Below are 24,904 nucleotides of genomic sequence, written 5' to 3' on the forward strand. Positions count from 1 at the left end.
GACCGGAGGAGAGCAGCCGTGAACCAGGGTCTCGTCCCCGCCAAGTGGGCTGCGCTGACGCCGCGCGCCGAGGCGATCGTCGACGTCCCCAACAGCCGCCGGATGACCTACGCGGAGTTCGACTCCCTGGTGCGGCGGGCCGCCAACGGCCTGCGCGGCCTGGGCCTGGAGAAGGGCGACCGGTTCGCCGTCCTCTCGCGCAACTGCGCGGAGTACATGGCGCTCTACTACGCCGCCGGCCGTGCCGGGCTGGTGCTGCAGCCGCTGAACTGGCGCCTGGCCGGCCAGGAGCTGGCCACCATCGTCCGCGACGCCGCCCCCAAGGCGGTCATCAGCGCCGACGAGTGGTCCGAGACGGTCGAGCAGCTGCAGCGCGACGTCGACGTCCCGAACTGGCTGCAGTTCGGCGACAAGAGCGACGGGTCGTTCCTGCGGCTGGTCGAGGCCGCGAGCGACGACGAGCCGGTGTGGACGTCCCAGGCGCTCGACGACGACCCGTTCTTCATCCTCTACACCGGAGGGACCACCGGGAAGAGCAAGGGTGCCCTGCACACCCACCGCAGCGCGGGGGCGATGATGCTGGCGCAGACGGTGGCCGAGCGGATCGTGCCCAGCGACGTCTACATGCTGACCGGGCAGATGTACCACATCCCCACGGTGCTGGCGATGAACTACAACCGGCACGGCTGCCCGCTGGTGCTGGTGAACTTCGAGGCCAAGCAGGCGCTGGAGATCATCCAGGAGGAGCGGGTCTCGGCCTTCCTCGGCATCACCACGATGATCAACTGGATGATGGCCGTGCCGGACTTCGCGAGCTACGACCTCTCCAGCCTGCGCAACTTCCAGTACGGCGGCGGGCCGATGCCCTCCTCGGTCGTGCGGGCGGCGATGGACGCCTTCCCCTGCACGATGATCCAGGGCTACGGGCAGACCGAGGGCGCCGGCATGACGTTCCTGTCGCAGGAGGACCACCTGCGCGCGGTCGCCGGCGACCACCCCGAGCGGCTGCGGTCCTGCGGCCGGGAGGGCTTCACCGCGCAGATCCGCGTGGTGGACGAGCTCGGCCACGACGTGCCGCAGGACGGCCGCACCGCCGGGCAGATCGTCGTGCGCGGCGAGCAGAACATGATCGGCTACCTCAACCAGCCCGAGCTGACGGCGCAGACCATCCGCGACGGCTGGATGTGGACCGGCGACATGGCCACCTGGGACGAGGACCGCTACGTGTTCATCGTCGACCGGGCCAAGGACATGATCATCTCCGGCGGCGAGAACATCTACAGCGTGCAGGTCGAGGAGGCCATCAACCAGCACCCCGCCGTCCTGGAGTGCGCCGTCTTCGGCGTCCCCGACGAGGAGTGGGGCGAGTCGGTCAAGGCCGTCGTCGTGCTCAAGCCCGGCACCGAGGCGACCGAGGCCGACATCATCGAGGAGGCGAAGAAGCACCTGGCGAGCTACCAGAAGCCGCGCTCGGTGGACTTCGTCCCCCAGCTGCCCAAGGCGCCGACCGGCAAGATCCTCAAGCGCGAGCTGCGGCAGCCCCACTGGGCCGACCGCGACCGGGGGGTCTGAGTGGCCTTCGCGGAGGCTGACCTGCAGACCGTCGTCGGCCGCCGGTTCCCCGGCGGCAGCTACACCGTCTCCCCCTGGCGCGCCTGGCTGCTGGCCGACACCGTGCTCGCCGAGCCGCCGTCCCTGCAGGACGACGGCGAGCAGCCGGCGCACCCGCTGTTCGCGTGGATGGCCGCCACCGGCGCCATGGGCATCACCTGGGACGAGCTGTTCGCGTGGTTCGGTGCCACCGCCGCCGACGGCCCCGTGTTCGGCGAGCACGAGACGACGCTGCACCGGCCGCTGCGGGTGGGCGCCACCTACCGCGTCACCGGCGGCATCGAGTCCGCCGAGCGCAAGGTCGGCCGGCGCACCGGCGTGTTCGACGTCGTCGGGTACGCCATGGACCTGCACGACACGGACCTGCACGACACGGACCTGCACGACACGGACCTGCACGGCGGCGGAGCGCCCGTCGCCCGCTGCTGGAACTCCATCGTCTTCCCCCGGAGGGACGCGTGAGCACCCCCACGGTCGAGGTCGGCACCGAGCTGCCGCCCTACGACGTCCCCTCGGTCAGCGCCGAGAAGATGAAGACGATGGCGGCACTGCTCTCCGACCCCACGCCGATCCACTGGGACGTCGCGACGCTGCGGGCCCTCGGCATGGGTGACCGGCCGGTCAACCAGGGCCCGCTGAACATGGGCTACGTCATGAACGCGGTGACCGCGTGGGCCGGCGGGCCGCAGTCGCTGCGCCGGCTGCGGGTGCGCTTCCTCGGCACCGTGCTCGCCGGCCAGTCGCTGCGGGTGCGGGCGACCGTCACGGCGCTGCGCGAGGAGGACGGCGTGCGCCTGGCCGACTGCGACGTCGTGCTGGAGGTCGAGGGCGGGGACCCGGCCGTGTCGGGGACGGCGACGGTGGTCCTGCCGTGACCTACCAGCCGGTCCGCTTCCAGCTGGCGTACGGCGACTGCGACGTCGTCGGCATCGCCTACTTCGCCCTCTACTACCCGTGGATGGAGCGCGCCCAGACGCTGTGGCTGCACTCCCACGGCCTGCGCAGCGGCGAGCTCGTCGAGGACCTCGGCGTCCTCACCGTCGGGGTGCACTCGGAGTGCACGTACAAGCAGATGGTGCGGGTGTTCGACGAGCTGACCATCGCGATCACCCTCGACCGGGTCGGCACGACGTCCTACACGCTCGGCTTCGATTTCCTGCGCGACGGCGAGGTGGTCACCCACGGCGCGATGACCTTCGTCTGCCGCACGCCCGAGGGCGGCAAGGCGGCGATCCCCGAGCGGCTGCTGGACGTGCTGCGCACGCTGCCCACGGCCGCGGAGGTGCCGGCGTGACGCTCGACCTGCCCGCGGTGACCGCGGCCCTCACCACGGTCACCCCGCTGCCCGACGGGGACCTCGCCGCGCTCGCCGCCGCAGTGCGCGCCCAGGCCGACCGGCAGGCGATCGCCGACCTCGGCGTCCTCTACGCCCGCGCCGTCGACGACCACGACGTCGACAGCGTGGTGGCCATGTACACGGCCGACGGCGTCTTCGAGCGGCGCGGCGTCGCCGCCGCCGGCCCGGCGGAGATCCGCGCGGCCTACGTGGCCAGCTTCGACACCTACCGCACGATGCTGCACACCCCGCACCCCGGCGTGGTGCGGCTGCACGGCGACGGGACGGCGTCGGGCTGGTCCCACGGCCACGCGGAGCTGGCCACGCGCAGCACGCTGGTGCTCGCGTCGTTCCGCTACGAGGACGACTACCGCTGCGAGGGCGGACGGTGGCTGTTCGCCCGCCGCTCGATCACGTTCATGTACGCCGTCCCGGCCGACGAGATGGCGACGAGCTTCGGCTCGGTGGAGCGGATGCGCTGGCCGCGCACCGCGCCGCAGGCCGCGGACTACCCGGAGAGCTCCCCGACCTGGGACTCCTACCGGGACTGAGACGCCGGGGCACCGAGGCCCCGGGGAGAGACGGAGGACCCGTGTACCGCGTCGTCGTGAACTACCACCACCCCGAGGACCCGAAGGCCTTCCTCGAGTACTACCGCAGCACGCACGCACCGCTGGCGAAGAACCTCTCCGGCCTGTCGGCGTACACCTGGGGCGTGGCCGAGAGCCTCGACGGGTCGCAGCCGCCGTTCTTCGTCACCGCCGTCCTCGACTGGCCGTCGAAGGAGGCCGCCCTGGCCGACCTCGGCTCCGCGGAGGGGCAGGCGGCCTCGGCGGACATGGGCAACTTCGCCCAGGCCGGCGCCACGATGCACTCCGTCGACCTGGAGACCGTCGTCTGACCCCGCCGTGTACCTCCGCGGGCGGCACCGTCCGCGGAGGTGCACGGTCAGGGCCGGACGGGTGCGGGGTTGTAGCCGGGCAGCGCCAGGTGGCCGGCGTCGATCGGGATCGCCTGACCGGTGACGCCGTAGGCGCCGTCGGAGGCCAGCCACACCGCGGCGTCGGCGACCGCCTCCGGGCCCAGCGCGCCCTGACCGCCGAGGACTCCGTAGTGCAGCGCGGAGGCCTCGAAGTCCTCCCGGGTGCCGCCGGGCCGGCCGGCCATCTGGTCGTACATGCCCGGCCAGTTGGTCATCGGGGTGTCCACCAGGCCCGGGCACAGGGCGTTGACCCGCACGCCGTGCGGCCCCAGTTCCAGCGCGGCGCTGCGCATCAGTCCCAGCACCCCGTGCTTGCTGGCCGCGTAGTGAGCCGCTCCGGCGTTGCCGCGGACGCCGTTGACCGAGGAGACGAGCACCATCGAGCCGCGGCGCTGCTCGATCATGTGCGGCGCGACGACCTTCATCGACCGCCAGACACCGAGCAGGTTGACCTCCAGGACGTCGCGGAACTGCTGCTCGTCCATCTCCCAGAACGGCGCCTGCGAGAAGACGCCGGCGTTGGCCACCAGGGCGTCGACGCGGCCGAACGTCTCCAGCCCCTCGGCGACGACGTCGGCCAGCGCGGCCTCGTCGCGGACGTCGGCGGTACGCGCCACGATCCGCCGGTCCAGCGCCTCGACCTGCGCGACCGTCTCGGCCAGGTCCTGCGCCCGCGCCGTCGGGTAGGGCACCGTGTTGACCTGCGCGTCCAGGTCGACGGCGACCACGTCGGCGCCCTCCCGGGCGGAGGCGACCGCGTGCGCCCTCCCCTGCCCCCGCGCGGCACCGGTGACGAACACGACCTTCCCCTGCAGCCGGCTCACGAGGTCGGCACCTCCAGGCCGAGCGCGGTGACCAGCACGATGGGGTCGAAGAACTCGGCGAGCCGGGTGATCCGGCCGTCGCGGATGCGGAACCGCGAGATGTAGGTGTTCCGGTAGGGCCGGCCGGTGGTCAGCACGCGGGTGTCGCTCGTGTACTCCGCCACCCACTCCCCGGGCCGGCCCTCGAGCGCGTCGATGCGGTAGCCGGAGAACCGCATCGGGTCCATGAGCCCCTCCGGGTAGACCTCCATCGCCGCCGCGCGCCCCCGGGACACCTTCGGGAAGCCGGGCGGCGCGTAGGGCAGGACCAGCTCGACGTCGTCGGCGAAGGTCGCCTCGATGGCCGGCAGGTCCAGGCGTCCGACGGCGTCCAGGTAGGCCTCGACGACGGCGCGCTCCTGCGGATCGGTCATGTCCCCTCCTCGGTGGGGTCAGCGGCCGCGTGCGGCCCGGAAGGCGGTGACGGCGTCCCGGTGCTCCGGGGTGCCGAAGAGCAGGGCGATGGCCTCGACGGACTCGTTGAACCCGCCGACGGCGTCGCGGTTGACGAACGCCTTGCCGACCCGCACGGCCAGCGACGAGTGCGCGGCCATCTCCGCGGCGAGGGCGACGGCGGCCGGCAGCAGCCCGTCGTCGGGGTGCACCTCCTGCACCAGCCCGGCCCGCTCGGCGCGCGCGGCGTCGACGGTCCGGCCGGTGAGCGCGAGGTAGCGGGTCCAGTGCCGGCCGAGGACGTCGGGCCCGCGGACGATGCCGTAACCGGGCATCAGGCCGACGGTGGCCTCCTTGAACGAGAAGCGCGCCGACTCCCCGGCGAGCACGACGTCGCAGGCCAGCGCCAGCTCGGTGCCGCCGCCGTAGGCCAGCCCGTTCACCGCGGCCACCACCGGCACGGCGCACCGCTCGACGGCGGAGAAGGCGTCGTAGACCAGCTTGAGGTGCGGCCGCACCCTCGTCACGTCCCCGGCGAGCCCGGCGAACATGTCGATGTCCCCGCCGGCGGAGAACGCCCGGCCGGAGCCGGTGAGCACGACCGCGCGGACGTCGTCGTCGACGCCGATCGTGCCCATGACCTCGACCAGCTCGCGGAACCAGGTCTGGTCCATCGCGTTGAGCTTCTCCGGCCGGCTCATGGTGAGGACGGCGACGCCGGGCTCGGGGTCGGTGCGGGTGAAGCGCTCCATCAGCGGGCCTCCCGGTCCCAGGTGCCGGGCGCGACGCCGTCCGCGCGCAGCTTGTACTTCTCCACCCGCTGACTCGGCGTCAGCGGCAGCTCGTCGAGGACCCGCACGTAGCGGGGCACGGCGAAGGAGGTCAGCCCGGCGCGGCAGTGCTCCACCAGCGCGGCGGGGTCGACGGTGGCGCCCGCGGCGGGGACGACGGCGACCGCGACGTCCTCCTCCGACAGCTCCGAGGGCAGCCCGTACGCGGCGACCTGACCGACCGCGGGGTGCTCGGCGACGACCCGCTCGACCTCCCAGGACGAGACGTTCTCCCCGCGCCGCCGGATGGTGTCCTTCATCCGGTCGAGGAAGGTGAGGAAGCCGTCGGCGTCGAGCACGCCGCGGTCGCCGGTGTGGAACCACAGGCCCCGCCACGCGGCCGCCGTCGCCTCGGGGTTGCCGGCGTAGCCGTCGAACATCCACCCGGCGTGCTTGGGCCGGACGACGATCTCCCCCGGCGTGCCGGCCGGCACCGGCTCGTCGCGCTCGTCGACCACGGCGACCGTGTAGTTCACCGACTCGCGGCCGGCGGTGCCGATGCGGCGGGCCGAGGGCGGCATGTCGCAGACGATGGAGACCTCGGTGCTGCCGTAGATCTCGGTGAGCTGCACGCCGAAGCGCCGCTCGAAGCCGGCGAACACCTCCGGCGGGCACGGCGCGCCGAAGCCGGCCCGCACCGGGTTGTCGGCGTCGTCGGGCCGGGGCGGCTGCTTGGCCAGGATGCTGGTCATCGCGCCCTGGTAGTTGAAGGCCGTGACGCCGTGCGCGCGGCAGGTGTCCCAGAACCGGCTGGCCGAGAAGGTGCGGTCGAGCACCAGGTCGGCGCCGGCCTCGGCGGCGGCCATGACGCTGCAGTAGCGGGCGTTGGAGTGGAACAGCGGGAAGACGCTGTAGAGCCGGTCGGCCGCGGTGTAGTCCATGAGCCCGACGGTGTGCCGGGCGAGGTTGACGTTGGCCCGGTGCGAGAGCAGGGCGCCCTTCGGTGGCCCCGTCGTCCCCGACGTGTAGAGGACGACGGCCGGGGCGGTGGGATCGACCGGCGGCAGCGGCTCCGGAGCGGTGGCGAGCAGGTCGGAGAGGTCGACGTCGAGAGGCTCGGCGCCCCCGTGCACGACCAGCGTCCGCACCGTGTCCGGGGCGCACTCCCGGACGACGCCGGTGAACTCGGCGTCGCAGACGACCACCGGCGCGCCCGAGTGCTCGAGCAGGTAGCGCAGCAGCGTCCGGCCAGCGACCGGGTTGAGCGGGACCTCGACCAGGCCGACGCGGGCCAGGCCGAACCAGACGGCGAGGGTGGCGGTGCTGCTGCGCATGAGCACGCACACGCGGTCGCCGGAGCGCAGGCCGAGCGCGCGGAACCCGGCGGCGGCGCGGTCGGCGCGCGCGTCGAGGTCCCGCCAGGTCACCGCCTCGCCGGCCACCAGGGCACCGGCCGCAGGGATGGCGCGGGCGGCGGCCGCGGCCAGCCAGTCCCCGATCGACGGCGCGACGGTCACGCGGGGGCTCCCGCGTGAGCCGGGGGCGCGGCGACCGGGACCCCCGCCACCGCCCGCCCGGCGCGGTAGCCGAAGACGAGCGCCGGGCCGAGCGTGCCCCCGGCGCCGCCGTAGACCATTCCGGTCGGGCCGGCCATGGCGTTCCCGGCGGCGAAGAGGCCCGGCACGACGTCCCCGTCGACGTCCAGCACAGCGCCGTCGACGGTGGTCCGCGGGCCGCCCTTGGTCCCGAGCGTGCTGCTGAACACCTGCACCGCGTGGAACGGCCCGCGGGTGAGCGGACCCACCGTGCTCGCCGGGCCGTCCAGGCTCCGGTCGCCCAGGAAGCGGTCGTAGGCGCTCCGCCCGCGGCCGAAGTCGGGGTCCTCGGCGCGCTCCGCGGACGCGTTCCACCGCTGCACCGTCGCGACCAGCGTGTCGGCCGGGACGTCGATCGACGCGGCCAACTCCGGCAGGCTGCCGGCGCTGAGGACCCAGTCCGGCGGCGCCTGACCCCCACCGAGACCGAAGCCGCCGTACCTCCGGGCGCAGGCGTCGTCCCAGACCAGCCAGCAGGGGTGGTTGCGGTAGTCGAGCGTGGCGGGGTCGAGCGTGTGGAAGGCACCGCCGAGCGCGTTGTAGTTGGCCGCCTCGTTCGTGAACCGTCGGCCGTCGCGGTTGACCAGGATCGAGCCGGGCAGCGTGCGCTCCCGGTTGACCAGGTACACCGCCTGCTGGCCCTGGATCGTCCGGCCGGGCAGCACGCACACCGGCGCCCACCACGCCTCGCGCATCGTGCCGAGACCCGCTCCCACGCGCATCGCCATCCGCAGGCCGTCGCCGGTGTTGGTCGGCACGCTCGCCGGGTGGGCGATCGGCCCGCGGAGGAAGTCGCGCACCAGCTCCGCGTCCCACTCGAACCCCCCGGTGGCCAGGACGACGCCGGACCGGGCGCGGACCACCTCCGACCGCCCGTCGCGCTCCAGCCGCACGCCGGCGACCCGGCCGTCCTCGACGACGAGCTCCAAACCGCGGGCGCCGGTCACCGGCTCGATCCCGGCGTCGAGGCAGCCACGCAGGAGCGCCGCGACCATCCCGCGGCCACCGCCCTCCAGGTCCTCGGCGTCACGCGCGGCGAGCACCTCGGGAGCGAGGACGCCGGTGCCGCCGCCCATCGGCGACTCGCTCACCGCCGTCCGCCGGACCGCCCCCACCATCCGGCCGGCCCACTCCCCGAGGCGGGGCACCGGGAAGAGCTCGGGCTCGACCGAGCGCCCACCGCCGGGCTTCCCGCCGGGGCGCTCGGGGTGGTAGTCGGGATAGGGCGCGATGAGCTGCAGCCGCAGCGGCGTGCGCTCCTCCAGCCACGCCACCAACTCGCCGACGGTGTCCACGAACGCCTCGGCGAGCTCGGGGAGGATCAGCCCGCGCGACAGTGAGCCGAGGTAGGCCAGGCCCTCCTCACGGGAGTCGGGGACGCCGGCCCGGACGGCCAGCGGGTTGGCCGGCAGCCAGGCCACCCCGCTCGACAGGCACGTGGTCCCGCCGACCTCCGTGCCCTTCTCGAACAGGCCGACCGAGGCCCCGGCCTGCGCCGCGGCGAGGGCGGCGGTCAGCCCGGCCGCACCGGTCCCGAGGACCACGACGTCGTACTCCTCAGCGCCCACCCGAGCTCCTCCGCTCTTGACGCCCGCCCATGACCTGGCTCACTGTTTAGCCAACAATGCGAAACATGACAAGGGTTCTACGACGTCGGTCTCGACGGACCGACTCCGGACGACCGGGAGGCGCGGGATGAGCTCGTCCACGGATCCGGGACGGCCCCAGGTCGGCGTGCGCGACATCGAGGACCTCCGCGGGACGCACCTGGCGCGCACCGACCAGGACGACCTGCTCGACGCCCAGACCGAGTGCACCGTCGCCTACACCTCCCGGGAGGGGTGGCCGGCGGCGGTGGTCATGAGCTTCCTGCGCCGCGACGGCCGGTTCTGGCTGACCGCGGTGGCCGGCCGCGACCACCTGGAGTCGCTGCGCGCCGACGGCCGGCTGACCCTCGTCATCGACAACCGCGGCACGGGGCTGCCCGGGCGCCGCATGCTCGCCGTCCAGGGCACGGTCGTCGTCCACGAGGACCGGCCCACCAAGGACTGGTTCTTCCCGGCCTTCGCCGAGCGCATGGCCGCCGACGACCCGGCCGCCTTCGTGCGACTGCTCGACAGCCCGAACCGCGCGGTGCTCGAGGTGGTCCCGACCGGGCGGCAGAAGAGCCACGACAGCCGCAAGATCGCCGGCAACGGCCGCGGCGGCCGCTGAGCCCGTCCCTCCTCCAGGACAGGACCCCGCCAGGATCGCCGTGACCACCTCGCCGACCGGCATCCGCGTGTACGGCGACCGGCGGCCCTCCGACTGGCCCGAGGCCCTCCACTCCCCTGGCGGCAGCGCCCCGGCTGCGCGCCTGGACCTGACCGTCCCGGGCGGCTCCCCCGCGATCATGGAGCTGTCGTGGCGACACGCCATCGTCCGCCGGCGTGTCGCCACCGCGACTCCGTGATCGCGGCGCGAAGAAGGCGCAGTGGGCGCAGTCGCCGGTGCCCGATCCGGTCAGGAATCGAGAAGCTCCGCGGGGTGGTCGTGCCTAGTTTTGCTGCACGAGATCAGCGCCGAGCCGCCGAGTGTCGAGAGGGAGCAGGAGATGCCCACGAAGAGCGCCGAGAAGCAGTCCGACGGCTTCAGCGCCGAGGAGCGCGCCGCGATGAAGGAGCGCGCCGCCGAGCTCCGCGCCGAGGGGAAGCGGGGTGCCAAGAAGGCCGACGGTCTGCAGGCGGTCCTCGACAGGATCGCGGACATGGCACCCGAGGACCGTGCGCTCGCCGAGCGCGTGCACGTGGTGGTGACCGCGAACGCTCCCGCGCTGTCGCCCAGGACCTGGTACGGCATGCCCGCCTACGCGGACGCGGACGGCAAGGTCGTCGTCTTCTTCCAGGACGCGGGCAAGTTCGGCTCCCGGTACGCGACCCTCGGCTTCAACGACACGGCGCAGCTCGACGACGGGGACCTCTGGCCGGTGTCGTTCGCCCTGAGGGGCTGGAGCCCCGCGGTGGAGGAGCAGGTCGTCGAGCTGGTGAGGACCGCCACCTCCTGACCTCGGCCGGTCCCCGGGACGGTCAGGCGTCGGGGGCGGGGAACCGCGGGCGGCGCTTCTCGAGGAAGGCGGTCGCGCCCTCGGCCATGTCCGGGCTGCCGATCGCCTGCACGAGCATGCCGAGGCCGTTGGTGAAGGAGTCCCGCGCGGCGTTCCACCACACGTTGGAGCTGACCTTCGCGATCTCCAGGTACCGCGGCGAGAGGACGGCGAGCTCCTCGACGAGCGCGTCCACGGCGCCGACCAGTTCGTCGTCGGGGACGACCGCGTTGACCAGGCCGAGCTCGAGCGCCTGCGCGGCGGTGTAGCGCCGGCAGAGGAACGCCATCTCCTTGGCCCGCTTCTCGCCGATCTGCACGCCGAGCACGTTGGTCGCACCGGTCACCGGGGCGCTGCCCACCCGCGGGCCGGTCTGCCCGAAGGTGGCCGACTCCCCCGCGATCGCCAGGTCGCAGGCGACGACGAGCTCGTTGCCCCCGCCGGCCGCCGGCCCGTTGACCGCCGCGATGACCGGGCGCGGGTGGTTGCGGATCGCGTCGAACAACCGCAGCGACGCCCGGTAGAGCCCCCGCATGTCCGTCACGTCCGGCGCGGAGAGGTTGGTCAGCGCCCCGCCGGCACAGAAGGAGCCGGGCACCCCGGTGACGACGACGGCGCGGCTGCGGGTGCTGGCGTCGAGGGCGTCCACGATCGCCTCGGCCATCTCCGGGTCGTAGGCGTTGCGCCGGTCGGGCCGGTTGAGCGTGATCCAGGTGGCGTCGCCGCGCTGGTCGACCAGGACGGGATCAGCCACGGACCGGCTCCACCGAGGGTCCCGGCGCGGGCTCGCCCTGCACGATGCCCATCAGCCGGGCGAAGTTGCCGCCGAGGATGCCGGCGGTGGTCTCCTCGTCGTAGCCCAGCGCCCGGATGGCGGCGATCTCCTTCGCGGGGTCGGCCATCGGCCAGTCCGAGCCGAAGACGATCCGGTCGGCGCCGTGCCGGTCGATGATCGAGCGCACCCGCTCGGGCGCGAGCTCGGCCATGGTCGGCGGCCACGACGTCTCCAGGTACACCGGCAGGCCCAGCAGGTCGGCCTCGGCCTCCTCCAGCCGGTGGTAGCCGCCGAAGTGGCAGGCCACGATCCGCAGGTCGGGGAAGCGCCGGACGATGTCGCGGATCATCCCGGGTGTCGCGCGCTCGTTGCTCTCCCGGTCCCCGCCGGCGCCCACGTGTGCAATGACGGCGATCTCCGAGCCGAACGCCTCCAGCAGGTCCCACACCCGGGAGTCGGAGTAGGCGAACCCCTGGAACAGCGAGTGCAGCTTGACCCCGGGGATGCCGTTGCGGCGCAGCGAGGCCATGTTCTCGTCGACGGGCAGGTCCGGGTGCACGGTGCCGAAGCCGAGCAGGTTGCCGCCGCGGCTGCGCGCGACGAACCGGTTGGTGCCGTCGACGTACTTCGCGGCGTCGGCGATGCCGAGCAGCACGCCGCGGTCGACCCCGGAGCGCTCCAGCACCGACGGCAGCGTCGAGATCCTCCCGTCGCCGACGCGGGGCAACTGCGGCACCCGCGGGCCCAGCGCGCGGTCGGCGAGCTGGTCGGGCCAGGCGTGGCAGTGGACGTCGATGATCACGGCTGTCCTCCGTCGACGGTGATGACCGAGCCGGTCGTGAACGACGACCAGTCCGAGGCGAGGTAGAGCGCCGTCCCCACGATCTCCGAGGGCTGCCCGCCGCGGCCGAGCGCGAAGGTGGCCGCGCGGCGGCCGAAGGCCTCCATGTCCCAGGCGGCGGAGACGTCGGTGAGGAACGTGCCGCACATGATCGCGTTGACCCGCACGGTCGGGCCGAAGGCGTGCGCCAGGCCGACGGTGACCGCGTTGAGGCCGGCCTTGGCGGCGGCGTAGGGCACGATGTCGGCCCGCGGGCGGACGGCACCGGTGCTGCTCACGTTGATGATCGAGCCGCCCTCGCCGGCCGCCATCCGGGTACCCACGAGCGCGGCGAGCCGGAACGGGCCCTTGAGGTTGACCCCGAGCACCTTGTCGAAGAGCACCTCGGAGACGTCGGCGACGGTGTCGTAGCGCGGGCTCATCCCGGCGTTGTTCACCAGCACGTCGATGCGGCCGAACTCGGCGTGCACGGTGTCGACCAGCTCGTCGAGGCCCTCCCACCGGCCCACGTGCGCCGACACCGGCAGCGCCCGGCGCCCGGTGGTCTCCCGCACCTCGGCGGCCGTCTTCTCGCAGCTGGCCAGGTCGCGGCTGGCGACGACGACGTCGGCACCGGCCGCGGCCAGCCCGAGCACCATCTCCCGGCCGAGGCCGCGGCTGCCGCCGGTGACCAGGGCGACCTTGCCCGAGAGGTCGACGGCGGGTCCGGGTCGCCGGTCGGGCGCGCTCACGCCGCGCGCACCGGGGCCGGCCCGACGACGTCGCTGCTGCCCAGCCGGTCGAGCTCGTCGGGGCTGATGCCGAGCAGGCCGGTGAGCGCCGACTCGGTGTGCTCGCCGATCCCGGGCACGCCGTCGTAGACCGGACCGGCGTAGCTGCCCATGTGCAGCACGGGCCCGGGCACCAGCACGCGGCCGAGCGCCGTGCCGGCCAGCTCGACCAGCGTGCGCTCGCGGAAGTGCGGGTCCTCGACGATGTCGCGGGCGTCGTTGACCGCGGCGGCGACCACCTCGTGGGCGTCGAGGTCGGCGAGGACCTCCGCGCGCGGGCGCTGCGCGACCCAGGCCTTGACGTGCTCCTGCAGCTCGTCGTTGTTCGCCATGCGGGCGACGTTGGTGGCGTAGCGCGGGTCGTCCTTGAACTCCGGCCGGCCCATCGCGTCGAACAGCCGCAGGGCGATGGTCTGGTTCGACGCCGCGATCGACAGCCACTGCCCGTCGGCGGCCTGGTAGATGCCGCGGGGGGACGCCGAGCCGGAGCCGTTGCCCACCCGCTCCTGGATGAAGCCGGTGGCGGTGTAGTTCACGATCAGGTCGCCGAGGATGAACATCAGCGGCTCGTAGAGCGCCACGTCGACGACGTCGCCGCGGCCCGTGCGCGAGCGGTTGAACAGCGCCGTCGTCGTCCCGAACGCGGCCGACAGGCCCGCGATGGAGTCGGCGAACCCGAACGGCGGCGACGTCGGCGGCGTCTCGGGCCAGCCGTTGACGAAGGCGTAGCCGCTGGCGGTCTCGGCCACCGTGCCGAAGCCCGGCCGCTCCCGGTACGGGCCGGTCTGCCCGAACCCCGAGACGCGGGTGAGCACCAGGCCGGGGTTGTCGGCCGACAGCGCGTCGTAGCCCAGTCCCCACTCCTCCAGCCGCCCGGGCCGGAAGGACTCGATGACGACGTCGACCCGCGCGGCCAGCCGGCGCACCAGGTCGCGGCCCTCGGGCCGGCGCAGGTCGATGCCGATCGACTCCTTGCCGCTGTTGAGCCGGGCGAAGCCGATCGACAGACCCTCGTGCTGCGGCGTCCACTGGCGGGCGAAGTCGCCGGTGCGCGGGTCCTCGACCTTGACCACCCGGGCCCCGAAGTCGCGCAGCATGCGTCCCGCCGTCGGGGCGGCGTACATGGTGCCGAGCTCGAGGACGGTGATCCCGGCCAGGGGTGGGCTGCTCGCCGCGTCGTCGTTCATGCTCTTCCCCCAGGTGGTCACGGCCGCCACTGCACGTGCTGCGGCTCGAGGTACTCGCGGATGCCCCACTCGCCGATCTCGCGGCCGACGCCGGAGAGGCCGAAGCCGCCGAACGGCGCGTCGGGGCGCATGTTGCCGCCGCCGTTGACCCAGACCGTCCCGGAGCGCAGCTTCGCGGCCAGCGCCCGGCCGTGCTCGACGTCGGGCGTGTAGACGTTGGCGGCCAGCCCGTAGGCGGTGTCGTTGGCCAGCGCGATCGCCTCCTCCTCGGTGGAGAAGGGCACGACGACGCCCACCGGGCCGAACACCTCGGTCTGCACGAGGCGGTTGTCGTGCGGCAGCCCGGCGAACACGACCGGGTTGACGAAGTACCCGCGGTCGGGGACGGGGGTGTCCAGCGACAGGACGATCTCCCCGCCGTCGGCCAGCCCGTCGTCGATGAACGACCGGACGCGCGCCCGGTGGTCCTCGCGGATCATCGGCCCGATGTTGACCGTGCGGTCCCACGGGTCGCCGACCCTGAGCGCGGTGAACGCCTCGCGGGAGGCGGTGAGGAAGTCGTCGACCAGGCTCTCGTGCACCAGCATCCGGGCCAGGGCCGCGCAGCCCTGGCCGCCGTTGCGCGCCCACCGCAGGTGGATGTCGCGGGCGAGCGCGGCGACGTCGATGCCGGGCAGCAGGATGTTGGGCGACTTGCCGCCGAGCTCGAGGGTGACGCCCTTCAGCCCGCGTGCGGCCTGCTCCATGATCCGGGCGCCGACGGCGTCGGAGCCGGTGAACGACACCCGGTCCACGCCGGGGTGGGTGGTCAGGTGCTGGCCGACGGAGGGCCCGTCGCCGACGAGGACGTTGATGACGCCGGGGGGGATGCCGGCCTCCTCGAACAGCTCGCCCATCCACAGCGTGGTCAGCGGGGTGCGCGGGGAGGGCAGCAGCACGGTGGTGCAGCCGGCGGCGAGGGCCGCGCCGAACTTGAAGACGGCGAGGTTGATCGGGTAGTTGTAGCCGGTGATGCAGGCCACGACGCCGGCCGGCCGGTAGGCCACCTCGGAGTAGCTGAGCACCGGGTCGTGCCAGGGCCCCAGCTGCACGGTCCGGTCCACCAGCGCCGCCTCGGCCTGCCAGCGCAGGTGGACGATGCCCAGCCGCACCTGCATGACCTCGGCGAACGCGGCCGGGGTGCCGACCTCGTTGACGATCGAGGCGGTGAGCCGCTCGACGTTGGCCTCGAACACGTCGGCCATCCGGGAGATGGCGGCGCTGCGCTCCTGCGGGCTCGCCTCGGCCCACGCGGGGAAGGCCCGGCGCGCGGCGTCGACGGCGGCGTCGACCTGCGCGATCGTCGCCGTCGGCACGGTCGCGGTGACCTGCTCGGTGGCGGGGTTGACCGCCTCGATCTGCGGCCCCTCGCCCGCCACGAGCCGGCCGCCGATCAGCAGCTCACGGGTGGTCGGGACCCACGTGCGCAGGTCGGTCTCGGTGGTGGTCATGCCCGCTGCTCCTCGGAGGTGACGGGGGCGGTCGCGACGGGGGTGTCGTCGCCCAGCACCCGGGGGTTGGACCCGCCGTGCTCGGGGCTCCTGGCCATCAGGCCGACGCGGGTGCACCGCATCACCAGCGTGTCGTCCTGGTTGTAGCCGCGGTGCTCGAACCACACGATGCCGCTGTCGGTGCGGCTCCTGCTCTCCCGCTTGTCGAGGATCGTCGTCTCACCGCGCAGCGTGTCGCCGTGGAACACCGGGTGGGGGAACTCGACCTTGTCGTAGCCGAGGTTGCCCAGTGTGGTCCCGAAGGTCAGCTCCAGCACGTGGAAGCCGCCGACCAGGGCGAGGGTGAAGAGGCTGTTGAACAGCGGCCGGCCGTGGATGGTGCCCTTGGCGAACTCGTGGTCGAGGTGCAGCGGCTGGGTGTTCATCGTCAGCGACGTGAACAGCACGTTGTCGGACTCGGTCACGGTGCGGGTGAACGGGTGCCGGTAGACCCGGCCGACCTCGAACTCCTCGAAGTACAGGCCTCGCACGGTCAGCGACCTCCCTCGGGCGCGTCGAACGTGGGGACGGGTGCGCCCTGCGCACCCGGCAGCGAGCGGGCGTGGGCCAGCCACTCGCGGGCGGTGTCCACGTGGGCCTTGTCGATGTGCACGCCCCGGTAGCGGACCGCGCCGGAGCCGGCGGCCGCGGCGGCCTGGTAGGCGGCGAGCAGGCCCTCGTGGAACTCGACCTCGTCGGCGGTGGGCGTGAACGCCTCGTTGACCACCGGCACGTGCCCCGGGTGGATGGCGATCATCCCGCGGAAGCCGAGCTGGCGGCCCTTCTCGGCGAACGTCTTCAGCCCCACCAGGTCGTCGAGCCGCTCCCAGAGCCCGGTGAGCGGGTGGATCCCCGCCTCGCGGCAGGCCAGCAGCACCCGGCTGCGCAGGTAGAGGGTCTCCTCGCCCTCCGGCGTCCACCGGTAGCCGACGGCGCGGGCGATGTCGGCGTGCTCGGCGGTGGGGCCGATCATCGCGCCGACCCGCGGGGACGCCGCCGCGATCTCCCGGGCGTTCTGGATCGCGCCGATCATCTCCACCGGGACGATGTACTCGAGGCCCTGCACGCCGTTGCGCGCCTCGAAGTGGTCGAGCAGCGCGTCGTAGCGCAGCACGTCGGTCGCCGTCTCGATCTTCGGCGCGAAGACACCGGTGAGCCCGGGGACGACGACGGCCTCGAGGTCGGCGCCGGTGAGCCGGGTGTCGAGCGGGTTGACCCGGACGAGGAGGCCCACGCGGGGGTCGCGCGCGCGGACGGCGCGGATCGACTCGGCGACGGTCGCGCGGGCGCCCGCCTTGAGGTCGGCGGGCACCGAGTCCTCGAGGTCGAGCACGACGCAGTCGGCGCCGGAGGCCAGGGCCTTGTCCAGCCACTGCGGCTTGTGGCCCGGGACGAACAGGATCGAGCGGTAGGGCACCATCGCCGGCCGTCTCCCGTCAGTAGCTGCGCGGCAGGCCGAGCACGTGCTCGGCGGTGTAGTTGAGGACCATCTCCTGGCTGATCGGCGCGATCCGCATGAGCCGGGCCTCGCGGAAGTACCGCTCGACGTGGAACTCCCTGCCGTAGCCGAAACCGCCGTGCACCTGCAGGGCGACGTCGGCGGCGAGGAAGCCGGCCTCGGCGCAGAGGAACTTCGCCGCGTTGGCCTCCCGGCCGCAGGGCAGCGCCCGGTCGACCAGCCAGGCCGCCTTCTGCACGACCTGCTCGGCGGCGTCGAGACGGATCGCGGCGTCGGCGAGCTGGAAGCTGATGCCCTGGTTCTGCCCGATCGGCCGGCCGAACACCTCGCGCTGCTTGGCGTACTCGACGCCGCGGCGCAGCGCCGCCCGGCCGATGCCGAGCGCGGCGTTGGCGCTGATCACCCGCTCGGCGTTGAGCCCGCCCAGGATGGTGCGGAAGCCGTGCCCGACCTCGCCGACGACGTCCTCGTCGGCCACGAACAGGTCGTCGATGAACAGCTCGTTGGTGTCGACGGCGTTGCGGCCCATCTTGGGGATCTCGCGGATCTGCACGCGCTCGCGGTCCATCGGCGCGAAGAACAGCGTCAGCCCCGCCGTCTTCCTGGCGGCCGGGTCGCGCGGGCTGGTGCGGGCCAGCAGCAGCATCCGCTGCGCCTCCTGCGCCTTGGTGATCCACACCTTCTTGCCCGAGACCAGCCAGCCGCCGTCGACCTTCCGCGCGGTGGTGGAGATGTTGGTCGTGTCGGTGCCGGCGTCGGGCTCGGTGACGGCGAAGGACACGTGCAGCTCGCCGCTGACCGCCTGCGGCAGGAACCGCTGCTTGAGCGACTCCGAGCCGTGCTCGATGACCGGGTGGAAGCCGAAGATGCCGATGTGCACGGCGCTGCAGCCGCCCATGCCCGCTCCGGAGGCGGCGATCTCGTACTCGACGAGCGCGGCCTCGGTGACGCCGAGCCCGCCGCCGCCGTACTCCTCGGGGATGGTCAGGCCGAGCCAGCCGGCGTCGCGCACCGCGTCGTAGAACTCCCAGGGGAACTCGTGGGAGTCGTCGTGCTGCATCCAGTACTCGTCGGGGAAGGCCTTGCACATGGCCCGGACGGCCTCGCGGATCTCCCGGTGGGTGGGGTCCTCGGCGTAGTCCACGGCGGTCTCCTCAGCGGGCGCCGGCCGCCGCGGTGACGGCGGTCCGGTCGTGGGTGTCGGCGGTGACGCCGTCGGCGCGGAGCACGGCCTTCTGGACCTTCTCCGACGGTGTCCTGGGCAGCGCGTCGACGAAGCGGACGTAGCGCGGGACGGCGAAGCCCGGCACCCGGCCGGTGCACCAGTCCCACAGCTCCGCGGCGGTGACGCCGGGGCCGGCCGGGTCGGCCACGACGAAGGCCATGACCTCGTCCTCGCCGGCCTCGGAGTCGGCCGCGACGCCGACGACGGCGACCTCGAGGACGCCGGGGTGCGACAGCAGGCCCTGCTCGACCTCGTAGGAGCTGATGTTCTCGCCGCGGCGGCGCAGCGCGTCCTTGTAGCGGTCGACGAAGTAGAACCAGCCGTCGGCGTCCCGGCGCAGCGCGTCCCCGGTGTGGAACCACAGGTTGCGCCACGCCTCGGCGGTCTTTTCCGGCATGCCGAAGTAGCCCAGGGAGCAGGTCCACGGGTGCCGCGGCCGGACGACGAGCTCGCCGACCTCGCCGAGGGGCACCTCGCGGTCGGTCTCGGGGTCGACCAGCCGCACGTCGAACCAGTCGGCGGCCGCCAGCCCGGCGGCGCCGGCGGGCCGGTCCTCGCCGTAGGGCGACAGGATCGGCGCGCTGGTCTCGGTCAGGCCGAACACCTCGGTGAACGCCTCGATGCCGTAGCGGTCCTTGAACCCCTCGACGATGGAACTGGCCGTGGGGGCGGCGAAGACGGTGCGCAGCACGTTGTCGGCGTCGTCCGGGCGCGGGGGCTGCTTCCAGACGAAGTCCATCATCACGCCGATGAGGTTGGTGGCCGTGACGCCGGACTCCCGCAGCTGGGCGACCCAGCGGCTGGCGGAGAACCGCGGCCGGCAGACCAGCCGGGCGCCGGCGATGAGCGCTGGGTAGGCCGCCATGAACTGGGCGTTGCCGTGGAACAGCGGGGTGCAGGTGAAGTAGGTGTCCTCGGGGGTCAGCCGCTGCAGGCTGACCACCTCCTGGCCGAAGAAGTACATCTGCGCGTGCGGCATGGCCACGCCCTTGGACGGGCCGGTGGTGCCGGAGGTGAAGAAGATCGAGGCCAGCGCGTGCGGCGGCGGCGTCGGGAACCGCGCGCCGGAGCGGGCGCCGACGACGAGGTCCTCCCACGGGCCGGCGGTCCAGCCGTGCTCGCGCAGCAGGGTCAGCGCCTGCTCGCGGCTGCCGGTGTCGACCACCCAGAACCGCTCGACGACCCGGGCGGCGTCACCGACGGCGGCGAACTTGGCCGCGTGCACGTCGTCGATGACGGCGAACCGCGGCGCGGAGGTGGCCACCTGGTGCTCGAGGAAGACGCCCTCGTAGGCGGTGTTGATCGGCACCTCGACCGTGCCGCCGATCCCGGTGCCAAGCCAGGTGCGCAGGAACTGCGAGGAGTTGGCCGCCATGACCAGGACGCGGTCGCCGGTGCGGGCACCGGCCTCGGCGAGCCGGTCGGCCACCGACTCCGCCTGCTGCAGCGCCTGCGCGTAGGTGAGGGTCAGGCCCTCCTCGGGCAGGTCGAGCGCGACGGCGTCGGGGCGGCGGGCCGCGTGGTGCCGCAGTACCGTCGCGAGCGTCCAGTCGCCCTGGTCCGGGAAGGCCGGCTCCAGCTCCGTGTAGTAGCGCATCTCTCCCCTACCGATGGGGTCCCGCACCCCACGTGCGGACGTGAACCCACCTAATCATGTGCATGGTTGTTTGACCAGTGGTGTCCGCGGGTCGCGGACCGGACTCAGGCCCGGGCGGGGAGCCCGCCGATGGCCCAGCCACCGTCCACGGGGAGCACGACGCCGGTGACGTAGCTCGCCCGCGACGAGGCCAGCCAGACCGCGGCGTCGGCGATCTCCGACGGCTCCCCGAAGCGGTCCATCGGGATCCGGTCGAGGTAGCGCTGAGGGGACGCGCGCCCGCTGGCCATCATCGCCCGCTGCATGTCGGTGGCCACCGTGCCCGGGGCGACCGCGTTGACGCGGATGCCGTCGGCTCCCCACTCCACGGCCAGGGAGCGGACCAGCCCCTCGATCCCGGCCTTGGACGCGCAGTACGAGGCCCGGGCGGCGAAGCCCTGGACGGCGCAGATCGAGGAGACCATGACGATGCTGCCGCCCGGGCCCATCGCCTGCCGGGCCACCTGGGCACCGACGAACGCCGCCCGCAGGTTGACGTCGAGCAGGCGGTCCCACTCGGCGAGCGGGTAGCCGACCGTCTCCCCCGGCGAGGTCACGCCGGCGTTGGCGACGAAGGTGGCCAGGCCCTCCCCGAGCTCGGCGGCGCGGGCGACCGCGCGGGCGAGGACGTCGGGGTCGCCCGCGTCGCCGACGACGGCGTCGTGCCCGGTCCCGAGCGGGGCGAGGTCCGGGGAGACGTCCACGGCGACCACCGCGGACCCGGCCTCGGCGAACCCCCGGGCGATCGCCCGCCCGATGCCCTGGGCCGCGCCGGTGACGACGACGCCGCGCGGGCGCGCAGCCGTCGCGGGGACCGGCGCCGGCGCGGCCTCGACGTCGGCGCTCACGACCGGCCCGCCGACTCCGCCACCGCTTCCGGGGTGCCCGCGTGCGCGAAGCGGGCCTCGGCCGCGGGCAGGTGCAGCACCCGGTCGACGGAGATGCGCTTGTGCGCGATGAGCAGCTCGCCGTCGCGCTCCACGTGGTCGTCGGCGTAGGTGCCGGTGACCACCCGGGTCCGGCCCTCCTCGAACATCGTGGCCTGGAAGTAGGCCGAGGTCGTGACGACGTCCCCGGCCCGCTCGGCGAGCACGTTGGTGACCACGTGCCGGCACACCGGGATGGCCATCGCGACGTGCGCGCGGTAGACGTCGAGGAACGCCTCGACCCCGGACTCGGCCGGCAGGTCCCCGCGCGTGACCCCGACGTCCTCGGTCACCATCGCGCGCAGGGCGTCGAGGTCCCCGCGGTCGACGGCCAGCGCGTAGCGGGCGTAGAGCCGGGCGCTGCGGGCGCCGAGGAGGGCGGCGTCGTCGCCGGCGAGCGGCGCCATCACCCCTCCCGCCCCGCGAGGGCGGCCTCGCCGAGGAACGCGCGCAGCACCGAGGCGTGGTTGCGGGCGTCCCCGGAAGCGCCCGTGTAGACGACCTCGCCCCGGGCCACGGCGACGACCTCGTCGGCGAGGTCGAGGCCGGCCTCGGCGTTCTGCTCGACCATGAGGATCCCGATGCCGTCGTCGGCCATCTGCCGGACACCGGCCAGGATCGAGTCGACGACCACCGGCGCCAGGCCCATCGACGGCTCGTCCATGAGCATCACCTTCGGCTGCGACATCAGGGCCCGGCCGAAGGCGAGCATCTGCTGCTCACCGCCGCTGAGCAGGCCGGCCGCACCGTCGCGCCGCTCGGCGAGGATCGGGAACGTGTCGTAGACCTTCGCCAGCGTCGACTCGAGGAGCCGCTTGCCGGCCGTGTAGCCGCCCATCCGCAGGTTCTCGGCCACGGTGAGCGGGCCGAACACCCGGCGCCCCTCGGGGACCAGCGCCAGGCCGCGCCGGACCAGCCGGTGCGGGGCCTGGCCGAGCACCTCGGCGCCGTCGAGGACGACCGAGCCGCGCTGCGCGGGCACCAGGCCGGCGAGGGCCTTGAGCGTCGTGCTCTTGCCGGCGCCGTTCGCGCCGAGCACCAGCGTGATCCGCCCCGGTGCGACCGAGAGGCTGACCCCGCGGACCGCCTCGATCTTGCCGTAGGCGACGTGCAGGTCACTCACTTCGAGCATGGTCGCGCCACTTCCTCCCGAGATAGGCCTCCTGGACGGCCGGGTCCTGGACGACGTCCGCGGGCGCGCCCTGGGCGATCAGCCGGCCGGAGTTCATGGCGAACACGTAGTCGCAGGTGTCGATCATCATCTGGACGTCGTGCTCGACCAGCAGCTGGCACAGACCGTCGGTGCGCATGCTCCGCATCAGGGCGGAGATCTCCGCACGCTCGGTCTGGTTCATCCCCGCGGTCGGCTCGTCGAGCAGCAGCAGCCGCGGGCCCATCGCGATCGCCCGGGCGATCTCGACCCGGCGCTGCGTGCCGTAGGACAGCTCCGACGGGTAGTGGTCCTCGAAGCCCTCCAGCCGCGTCCGGGCGACGGCCTCGGCCACCGCCGGCGACGCCGCACGCGGCCGCAGCCACCCGGCCGGTCCGCGCCGCTGCTGCGCCTCGTCCCCGGAGCGGGCGTCGGCGCCGATCTGGACGTTGGCCCGGACGGTGAGGTCCGGCAGCAGCCGCACGGTCTGGAAGGTGCGGGCCACGCCGAGCCCGGCCAGCCGGGAGGCCGCCACGTCGTGCACCGGCCGGCCGTCGAGCAGCAGCTCGCCGCGGGTGAGTGGGGTCAGCCGGGTGACCGCGGCGATCAGCGTGCTCTTGCCCGAGCCGTTGGGGCCGATGATCCCGTAGATCAGCCCGGACTCCAGCTGCAGCGAGATGCCGTCGACGGCCTTGACGCCGCCGAAGTGCACCGCGACGTCGCGCAGCTCGAGGACGGGTGTCGTGCCGGCCGGGCCGGGCGGGCCGGAGGTGCCGGTCTGCGGAACGGACGTGCTCACGATGCCCCCTGCGGCCGGCTCGACAGCTGGTCGAGCTCCCGGTGCGGCTGGTCGGCCGCCTGCGCCGCCAGGACGGCGGCCTCGTCCTCCTGGGGTCGCAGGCCGCCGTCGTCGTCCACCACCGGTCCGCCCCGGGCCGCCGCGCGCCGGTCCCGGCGGGTGCGCTGGGCCCACCGCCAGCCGTCCTGGAGGACGCCGTAGATCCCGCGCGGCAGCAGGATGGCCGCGATCGCGACGATGACGCCGTAGACCAGCTCCTGCCACTCGCCGATGACGGTCAGCAGGTCGGGCAGCCAGGTGAAGATGACCGCCCCGATCAGGGCGCCCTTCCACGACCGCGAACCGCCGACGATGATCATCGTGAGCGCCAGGACGATGAGCCCGAAGCCGATGTCGAGCGGGCCGACGGTGCTGCGCACGAGGACGTTCATCGCCCCCGCGAGCCCGCCGAGGGCGCCGCTGACCACGAAGGCGGCCAGCCGGTAGCGCCGGACGTTGATGCCCATCGACGCCGCGAGCTCGGGGTCGTCGCGGACCGTGTCGACCCGGCGGCCGAGGCGGCCCACCTCCGACATCGCGACCAGGGCGAGCGCCGCGACGGTCAGCGCGACCATCTGGGTCATCGTGAAGTCGGTGAGGATGCCGAACAGGCCGGTGGAGGCGCCGGTCAGCTCGCCGCCGTTGATGGCGACGACGCTGATGATCAGGTCGAAGGCGACCGTGGCCATCGCCAGGTAGAGGCCGTTGAGCTTGCTGATCACCGCCCCGAGCAGGAACCCGATCACCGCGGTGCCGACGACGGTCAGGGCGATCGCGGTCAGGGCACCGAACTCGTAGCGCAGCACGAGGATGCCGGCGGCGTAGGCGCCGATGCCGTAGGAGCCCGCGCCCGCGAAGGAGAAGACGCCCATCCGCAGCGGCACCTGGATCGACAGCGCGAGGATCAGCCCGCTGAGCGTCGACTGGACGAGGACCAGGTTCGAGGAGAAGAAGTCACTCACGTGCGCCGCACCTCCTTGCGGCCGAACACGCCGGCGGGCCGCACGAGCAGGACGAGGAAGATCAGCCCGAAGCTCACCGCCTCGACCCAGGACCCGTTGGTCTGGGTGAGGATCACGACCTCCGCGGCGGCCAGCAGGTAGGCGCCGAAGGCGACGCCGAGCATGCTGCCGACGCCGCCGAGGATGATGCAGGCGAACGCCTTGACCAGGAGGGTGTCCCCGCTCTCGGCCGTGATGGCACCGAGCGAGTAGGTGAACAGGACGCCGGAGAGGCCCGCCATCGCGCCGGAGACGGCCATGGTGACCAGGGCCAGGCGGCGCCGGTCGACACCCATGAGCGCGGCGGTCTGCGCGTCGACGCCGATGGCCCGCAGCGCCAGGCCCTGCCGGGACCGCTGCAGCCACACCGCCGCGGCCGCCCACAGCGCGAGCGCCAGCACCACGGTCAGCACCTGGATGTTGGTGACCCGCAGGCCGCCGAGGCTCAGCGACTCGACGGTGAAGCTGGAGGCGTTGAGGCCGAAGGGGTTGCTCTGCGTGTGGTGCTGGGCGATGGCCAGCGGGATGATCGCCACCCCGATGCCACCGATGAGGATCTGCATCTCGGCGCTGCGCCGGTCCTTCGCCCGCCGGAGGATCTGCTCGAAGGCCAGCACCTGGATGAGCACCGACAGCAGGGCGCCGACGGCCACGCCGATGAGCAGCACCGGCACCAGCCCCAGCGTCGTCTGCTCCAGGACCAGCGACGCCGAGAAGGCCGAGAACATGAAGACCGAGCCGTGGGCGAAGTTGAGGATGTCGATCGTGCCCCAGGTGATGCTCATCCCGAGGGCGAAGAGCAGGTAGACCGAGCCGAGCGTGACGACGCTGACGAGGTCCTGCATCACGCCTCCCCTCGTCGCTGCTGGTGTGCTGTCACCGGGTCTCCCGTCCCTGGTGGGTGGTCCGACGGACTCGTGCCGCGGACGGGGTGG

29 protein-coding genes are annotated in these 24,904 nt (G+C 73.5%); 9 read left to right on the plus strand and 20 right to left on the minus strand.

Going from position 1 to position 24,904, the window contains the following annotated elements; all coding sequences use genetic code 11:
• Window positions 1-18 precede the first annotated feature (18 nt).
• The 6 genes from BM414_RS19470 to BM414_RS19495 are packed head-to-tail and all read left to right on the plus strand — an operon-like array spanning window position 19 to window position 3,848.
• A complete protein-coding gene (locus tag BM414_RS19470) occupies window positions 19-1,572 on the plus strand; it encodes an AMP-binding protein (protein WP_093582078.1) in 1,554 nt (517 codons plus the stop codon).
• A complete protein-coding gene (locus BM414_RS19475; protein WP_093582080.1) occupies window positions 1,573-2,073 on the plus strand; it encodes a hypothetical protein in 501 nt (166 codons plus the stop codon). It begins immediately after the preceding gene.
• Complete coding sequence (locus tag BM414_RS19480; RefSeq protein ID WP_217644820.1) at window positions 2,070-2,486, plus strand: MaoC family dehydratase; 417 nt, start codon at window positions 2,070-2,072, stop codon at window positions 2,484-2,486. The genes BM414_RS19475 and BM414_RS19480 overlap by 4 nt, the downstream gene beginning before the upstream one ends.
• Complete coding sequence (locus BM414_RS19485; protein WP_217644821.1) at window positions 2,483-2,905, plus strand: acyl-CoA thioesterase; 423 nt, start codon at window positions 2,483-2,485, stop codon at window positions 2,903-2,905. The genes BM414_RS19480 and BM414_RS19485 overlap by 4 nt, the downstream gene beginning before the upstream one ends.
• Window positions 2,902-3,498, plus strand: a complete 597-nt coding sequence (locus BM414_RS19490; RefSeq protein WP_217644822.1) for a nuclear transport factor 2 family protein — start codon at window positions 2,902-2,904, stop codon at window positions 3,496-3,498. The genes BM414_RS19485 and BM414_RS19490 overlap by 4 nt, the downstream gene beginning before the upstream one ends.
• A gap of 41 nt (window positions 3,499-3,539) precedes the next feature.
• The gene (locus BM414_RS19495) at window positions 3,540-3,848 is read left to right on the plus strand and encodes an EthD family reductase (RefSeq protein ID WP_093582082.1); all 309 of its coding nucleotides are present in this window, start codon (window positions 3,540-3,542) and stop codon (window positions 3,846-3,848) included.
• A gap of 47 nt (window positions 3,849-3,895) precedes the next feature.
• Here the strand turns inward: BM414_RS19495 and BM414_RS19500 are convergent, their stop codons facing one another.
• From BM414_RS19500 to BM414_RS19520, 5 genes are read right to left on the minus strand one after another with little or no spacing between them, the layout of a single operon-like run.
• On the minus strand, window positions 3,896-4,753 hold the full coding sequence (locus tag BM414_RS19500; RefSeq protein WP_093582084.1) for a mycofactocin-coupled SDR family oxidoreductase: 858 nt from the start codon (window positions 4,751-4,753) through the stop codon (window positions 3,896-3,898).
• Entirely contained in the window at window positions 4,750-5,166 is a 417-nt protein-coding gene (locus tag BM414_RS19505) for a nuclear transport factor 2 family protein (protein ID WP_093582086.1), read from the minus strand. Before BM414_RS19505 ends, BM414_RS19500 begins: the two co-directional genes overlap by 4 nt.
• A gap of 18 nt (window positions 5,167-5,184) precedes the next feature.
• Complete coding sequence (locus BM414_RS19510) at window positions 5,185-5,937, minus strand: enoyl-CoA hydratase/isomerase family protein (protein WP_093582088.1); 753 nt, start codon at window positions 5,935-5,937, stop codon at window positions 5,185-5,187.
• The gene (locus BM414_RS19515; RefSeq protein ID WP_093582090.1) at window positions 5,937-7,472 is read right to left on the minus strand and encodes an AMP-binding protein; all 1,536 of its coding nucleotides are present in this window, start codon (window positions 7,470-7,472) and stop codon (window positions 5,937-5,939) included. Before BM414_RS19515 ends, BM414_RS19510 begins: the two co-directional genes overlap by 1 nt.
• The gene (locus BM414_RS19520) at window positions 7,469-9,118 is read right to left on the minus strand and encodes an FAD-dependent oxidoreductase (protein ID WP_093582092.1); all 1,650 of its coding nucleotides are present in this window, start codon (window positions 9,116-9,118) and stop codon (window positions 7,469-7,471) included. The genes BM414_RS19515 and BM414_RS19520 overlap by 4 nt, the downstream gene beginning before the upstream one ends.
• 127 nt (window positions 9,119-9,245) lie before the next feature.
• Here BM414_RS19520 and BM414_RS19525 point away from each other — a divergent pair, with 127 nt between their 5' ends.
• The 3 genes from BM414_RS19525 to BM414_RS19535 all read left to right on the plus strand — a co-directional run bounded on the left by BM414_RS19525 (window position 9,246) and on the right by BM414_RS19535 (window position 10,593).
• Window positions 9,246-9,764, plus strand: coding sequence for a pyridoxamine 5'-phosphate oxidase family protein (locus tag BM414_RS19525; protein ID WP_093582094.1), 519 nt, complete (start codon window positions 9,246-9,248; stop codon window positions 9,762-9,764).
• A 40-nt stretch (window positions 9,765-9,804) separates the two neighbouring features.
• The gene (locus BM414_RS19530; protein ID WP_093582096.1) at window positions 9,805-10,002 is read left to right on the plus strand and encodes a hypothetical protein; all 198 of its coding nucleotides are present in this window, start codon (window positions 9,805-9,807) and stop codon (window positions 10,000-10,002) included.
• A 141-nt stretch (window positions 10,003-10,143) separates the two neighbouring features.
• On the plus strand, window positions 10,144-10,593 hold the full coding sequence (locus BM414_RS19535; RefSeq protein WP_093582226.1) for an iron chaperone: 450 nt from the start codon (window positions 10,144-10,146) through the stop codon (window positions 10,591-10,593).
• A gap of 22 nt (window positions 10,594-10,615) precedes the next feature.
• Here BM414_RS19535 and BM414_RS19540 read toward each other — a convergent pair whose 3' ends face one another.
• The 15 genes from BM414_RS19540 to BM414_RS19610 form a co-directional block, all read right to left on the minus strand.
• Complete coding sequence (locus BM414_RS19540) at window positions 10,616-11,386, minus strand: enoyl-CoA hydratase/isomerase family protein (protein WP_093582098.1); 771 nt, start codon at window positions 11,384-11,386, stop codon at window positions 10,616-10,618.
• Window positions 11,379-12,209, minus strand: a complete 831-nt coding sequence (locus tag BM414_RS19545) for an amidohydrolase family protein (protein ID WP_093582100.1) — start codon at window positions 12,207-12,209, stop codon at window positions 11,379-11,381. Before BM414_RS19545 ends, BM414_RS19540 begins: the two co-directional genes overlap by 8 nt.
• Window positions 12,206-12,979, minus strand: coding sequence for an SDR family NAD(P)-dependent oxidoreductase (locus BM414_RS19550; RefSeq protein ID WP_093582102.1), 774 nt, complete (start codon window positions 12,977-12,979; stop codon window positions 12,206-12,208). Before BM414_RS19550 ends, BM414_RS19545 begins: the two co-directional genes overlap by 4 nt.
• A complete protein-coding gene (locus BM414_RS19555) occupies window positions 12,976-14,226 on the minus strand; it encodes a CaiB/BaiF CoA transferase family protein (RefSeq protein WP_217644823.1) in 1,251 nt (416 codons plus the stop codon). The genes BM414_RS19550 and BM414_RS19555 overlap by 4 nt, the downstream gene beginning before the upstream one ends.
• Window positions 14,223-15,695 carry an aldehyde dehydrogenase family protein gene (locus BM414_RS19560; RefSeq protein WP_093582104.1) on the minus strand — a complete coding sequence of 491 codons (1,473 nt, stop codon included), beginning with the start codon at window positions 15,693-15,695 and terminating at the stop codon, window positions 14,223-14,225. Before BM414_RS19560 ends, BM414_RS19555 begins: the two co-directional genes overlap by 4 nt.
• The gene (locus tag BM414_RS19565) at window positions 15,692-16,225 is read right to left on the minus strand and encodes a MaoC family dehydratase (protein ID WP_093582106.1); all 534 of its coding nucleotides are present in this window, start codon (window positions 16,223-16,225) and stop codon (window positions 15,692-15,694) included. Before BM414_RS19565 ends, BM414_RS19560 begins: the two co-directional genes overlap by 4 nt.
• A 2-nt stretch (window positions 16,226-16,227) precedes the next feature.
• Complete coding sequence (locus BM414_RS19570; protein ID WP_093582108.1) at window positions 16,228-17,154, minus strand: HpcH/HpaI aldolase/citrate lyase family protein; 927 nt, start codon at window positions 17,152-17,154, stop codon at window positions 16,228-16,230.
• Window positions 17,155-17,170: 16 nt separating this feature from the next.
• On the minus strand, window positions 17,171-18,337 hold the full coding sequence (locus tag BM414_RS19575) for an acyl-CoA dehydrogenase family protein (RefSeq protein WP_093582110.1): 1,167 nt from the start codon (window positions 18,335-18,337) through the stop codon (window positions 17,171-17,173).
• Between the two features lie 10 nt (window positions 18,338-18,347).
• The gene (locus BM414_RS19580) at window positions 18,348-20,015 is read right to left on the minus strand and encodes an AMP-binding protein (protein ID WP_093582112.1); all 1,668 of its coding nucleotides are present in this window, start codon (window positions 20,013-20,015) and stop codon (window positions 18,348-18,350) included.
• 104 nt (window positions 20,016-20,119) lie between these two features.
• Complete coding sequence (locus BM414_RS19585; protein ID WP_093582114.1) at window positions 20,120-20,902, minus strand: SDR family NAD(P)-dependent oxidoreductase; 783 nt, start codon at window positions 20,900-20,902, stop codon at window positions 20,120-20,122.
• A complete protein-coding gene (locus BM414_RS19590; RefSeq protein WP_093582116.1) occupies window positions 20,899-21,387 on the minus strand; it encodes a nuclear transport factor 2 family protein in 489 nt (162 codons plus the stop codon). The genes BM414_RS19585 and BM414_RS19590 overlap by 4 nt, the downstream gene beginning before the upstream one ends.
• Window positions 21,387-22,103, minus strand: a complete 717-nt coding sequence (locus BM414_RS19595) for an ABC transporter ATP-binding protein (RefSeq protein WP_425432364.1) — start codon at window positions 22,101-22,103, stop codon at window positions 21,387-21,389. Before BM414_RS19595 ends, BM414_RS19590 begins: the two co-directional genes overlap by 1 nt.
• The gene (locus BM414_RS19600; RefSeq protein WP_093582120.1) at window positions 22,096-22,929 is read right to left on the minus strand and encodes an ABC transporter ATP-binding protein; all 834 of its coding nucleotides are present in this window, start codon (window positions 22,927-22,929) and stop codon (window positions 22,096-22,098) included. Before BM414_RS19600 ends, BM414_RS19595 begins: the two co-directional genes overlap by 8 nt.
• Window positions 22,926-23,930, minus strand: a complete 1,005-nt coding sequence (locus BM414_RS19605; RefSeq protein WP_093582122.1) for a branched-chain amino acid ABC transporter permease — start codon at window positions 23,928-23,930, stop codon at window positions 22,926-22,928. The genes BM414_RS19600 and BM414_RS19605 overlap by 4 nt, the downstream gene beginning before the upstream one ends.
• The gene (locus BM414_RS19610; RefSeq protein WP_093582230.1) at window positions 23,927-24,814 is read right to left on the minus strand and encodes a branched-chain amino acid ABC transporter permease; all 888 of its coding nucleotides are present in this window, start codon (window positions 24,812-24,814) and stop codon (window positions 23,927-23,929) included. The genes BM414_RS19605 and BM414_RS19610 overlap by 4 nt, the downstream gene beginning before the upstream one ends.
• Window positions 24,815-24,904: the final 90 nt, after the last annotated feature.

The organism is Geodermatophilus amargosae, from assembly GCF_900116515.1.
In the GTDB taxonomy this organism is placed as follows: domain Bacteria; phylum Actinomycetota; class Actinomycetes; order Mycobacteriales; family Geodermatophilaceae; genus Geodermatophilus; species Geodermatophilus amargosae.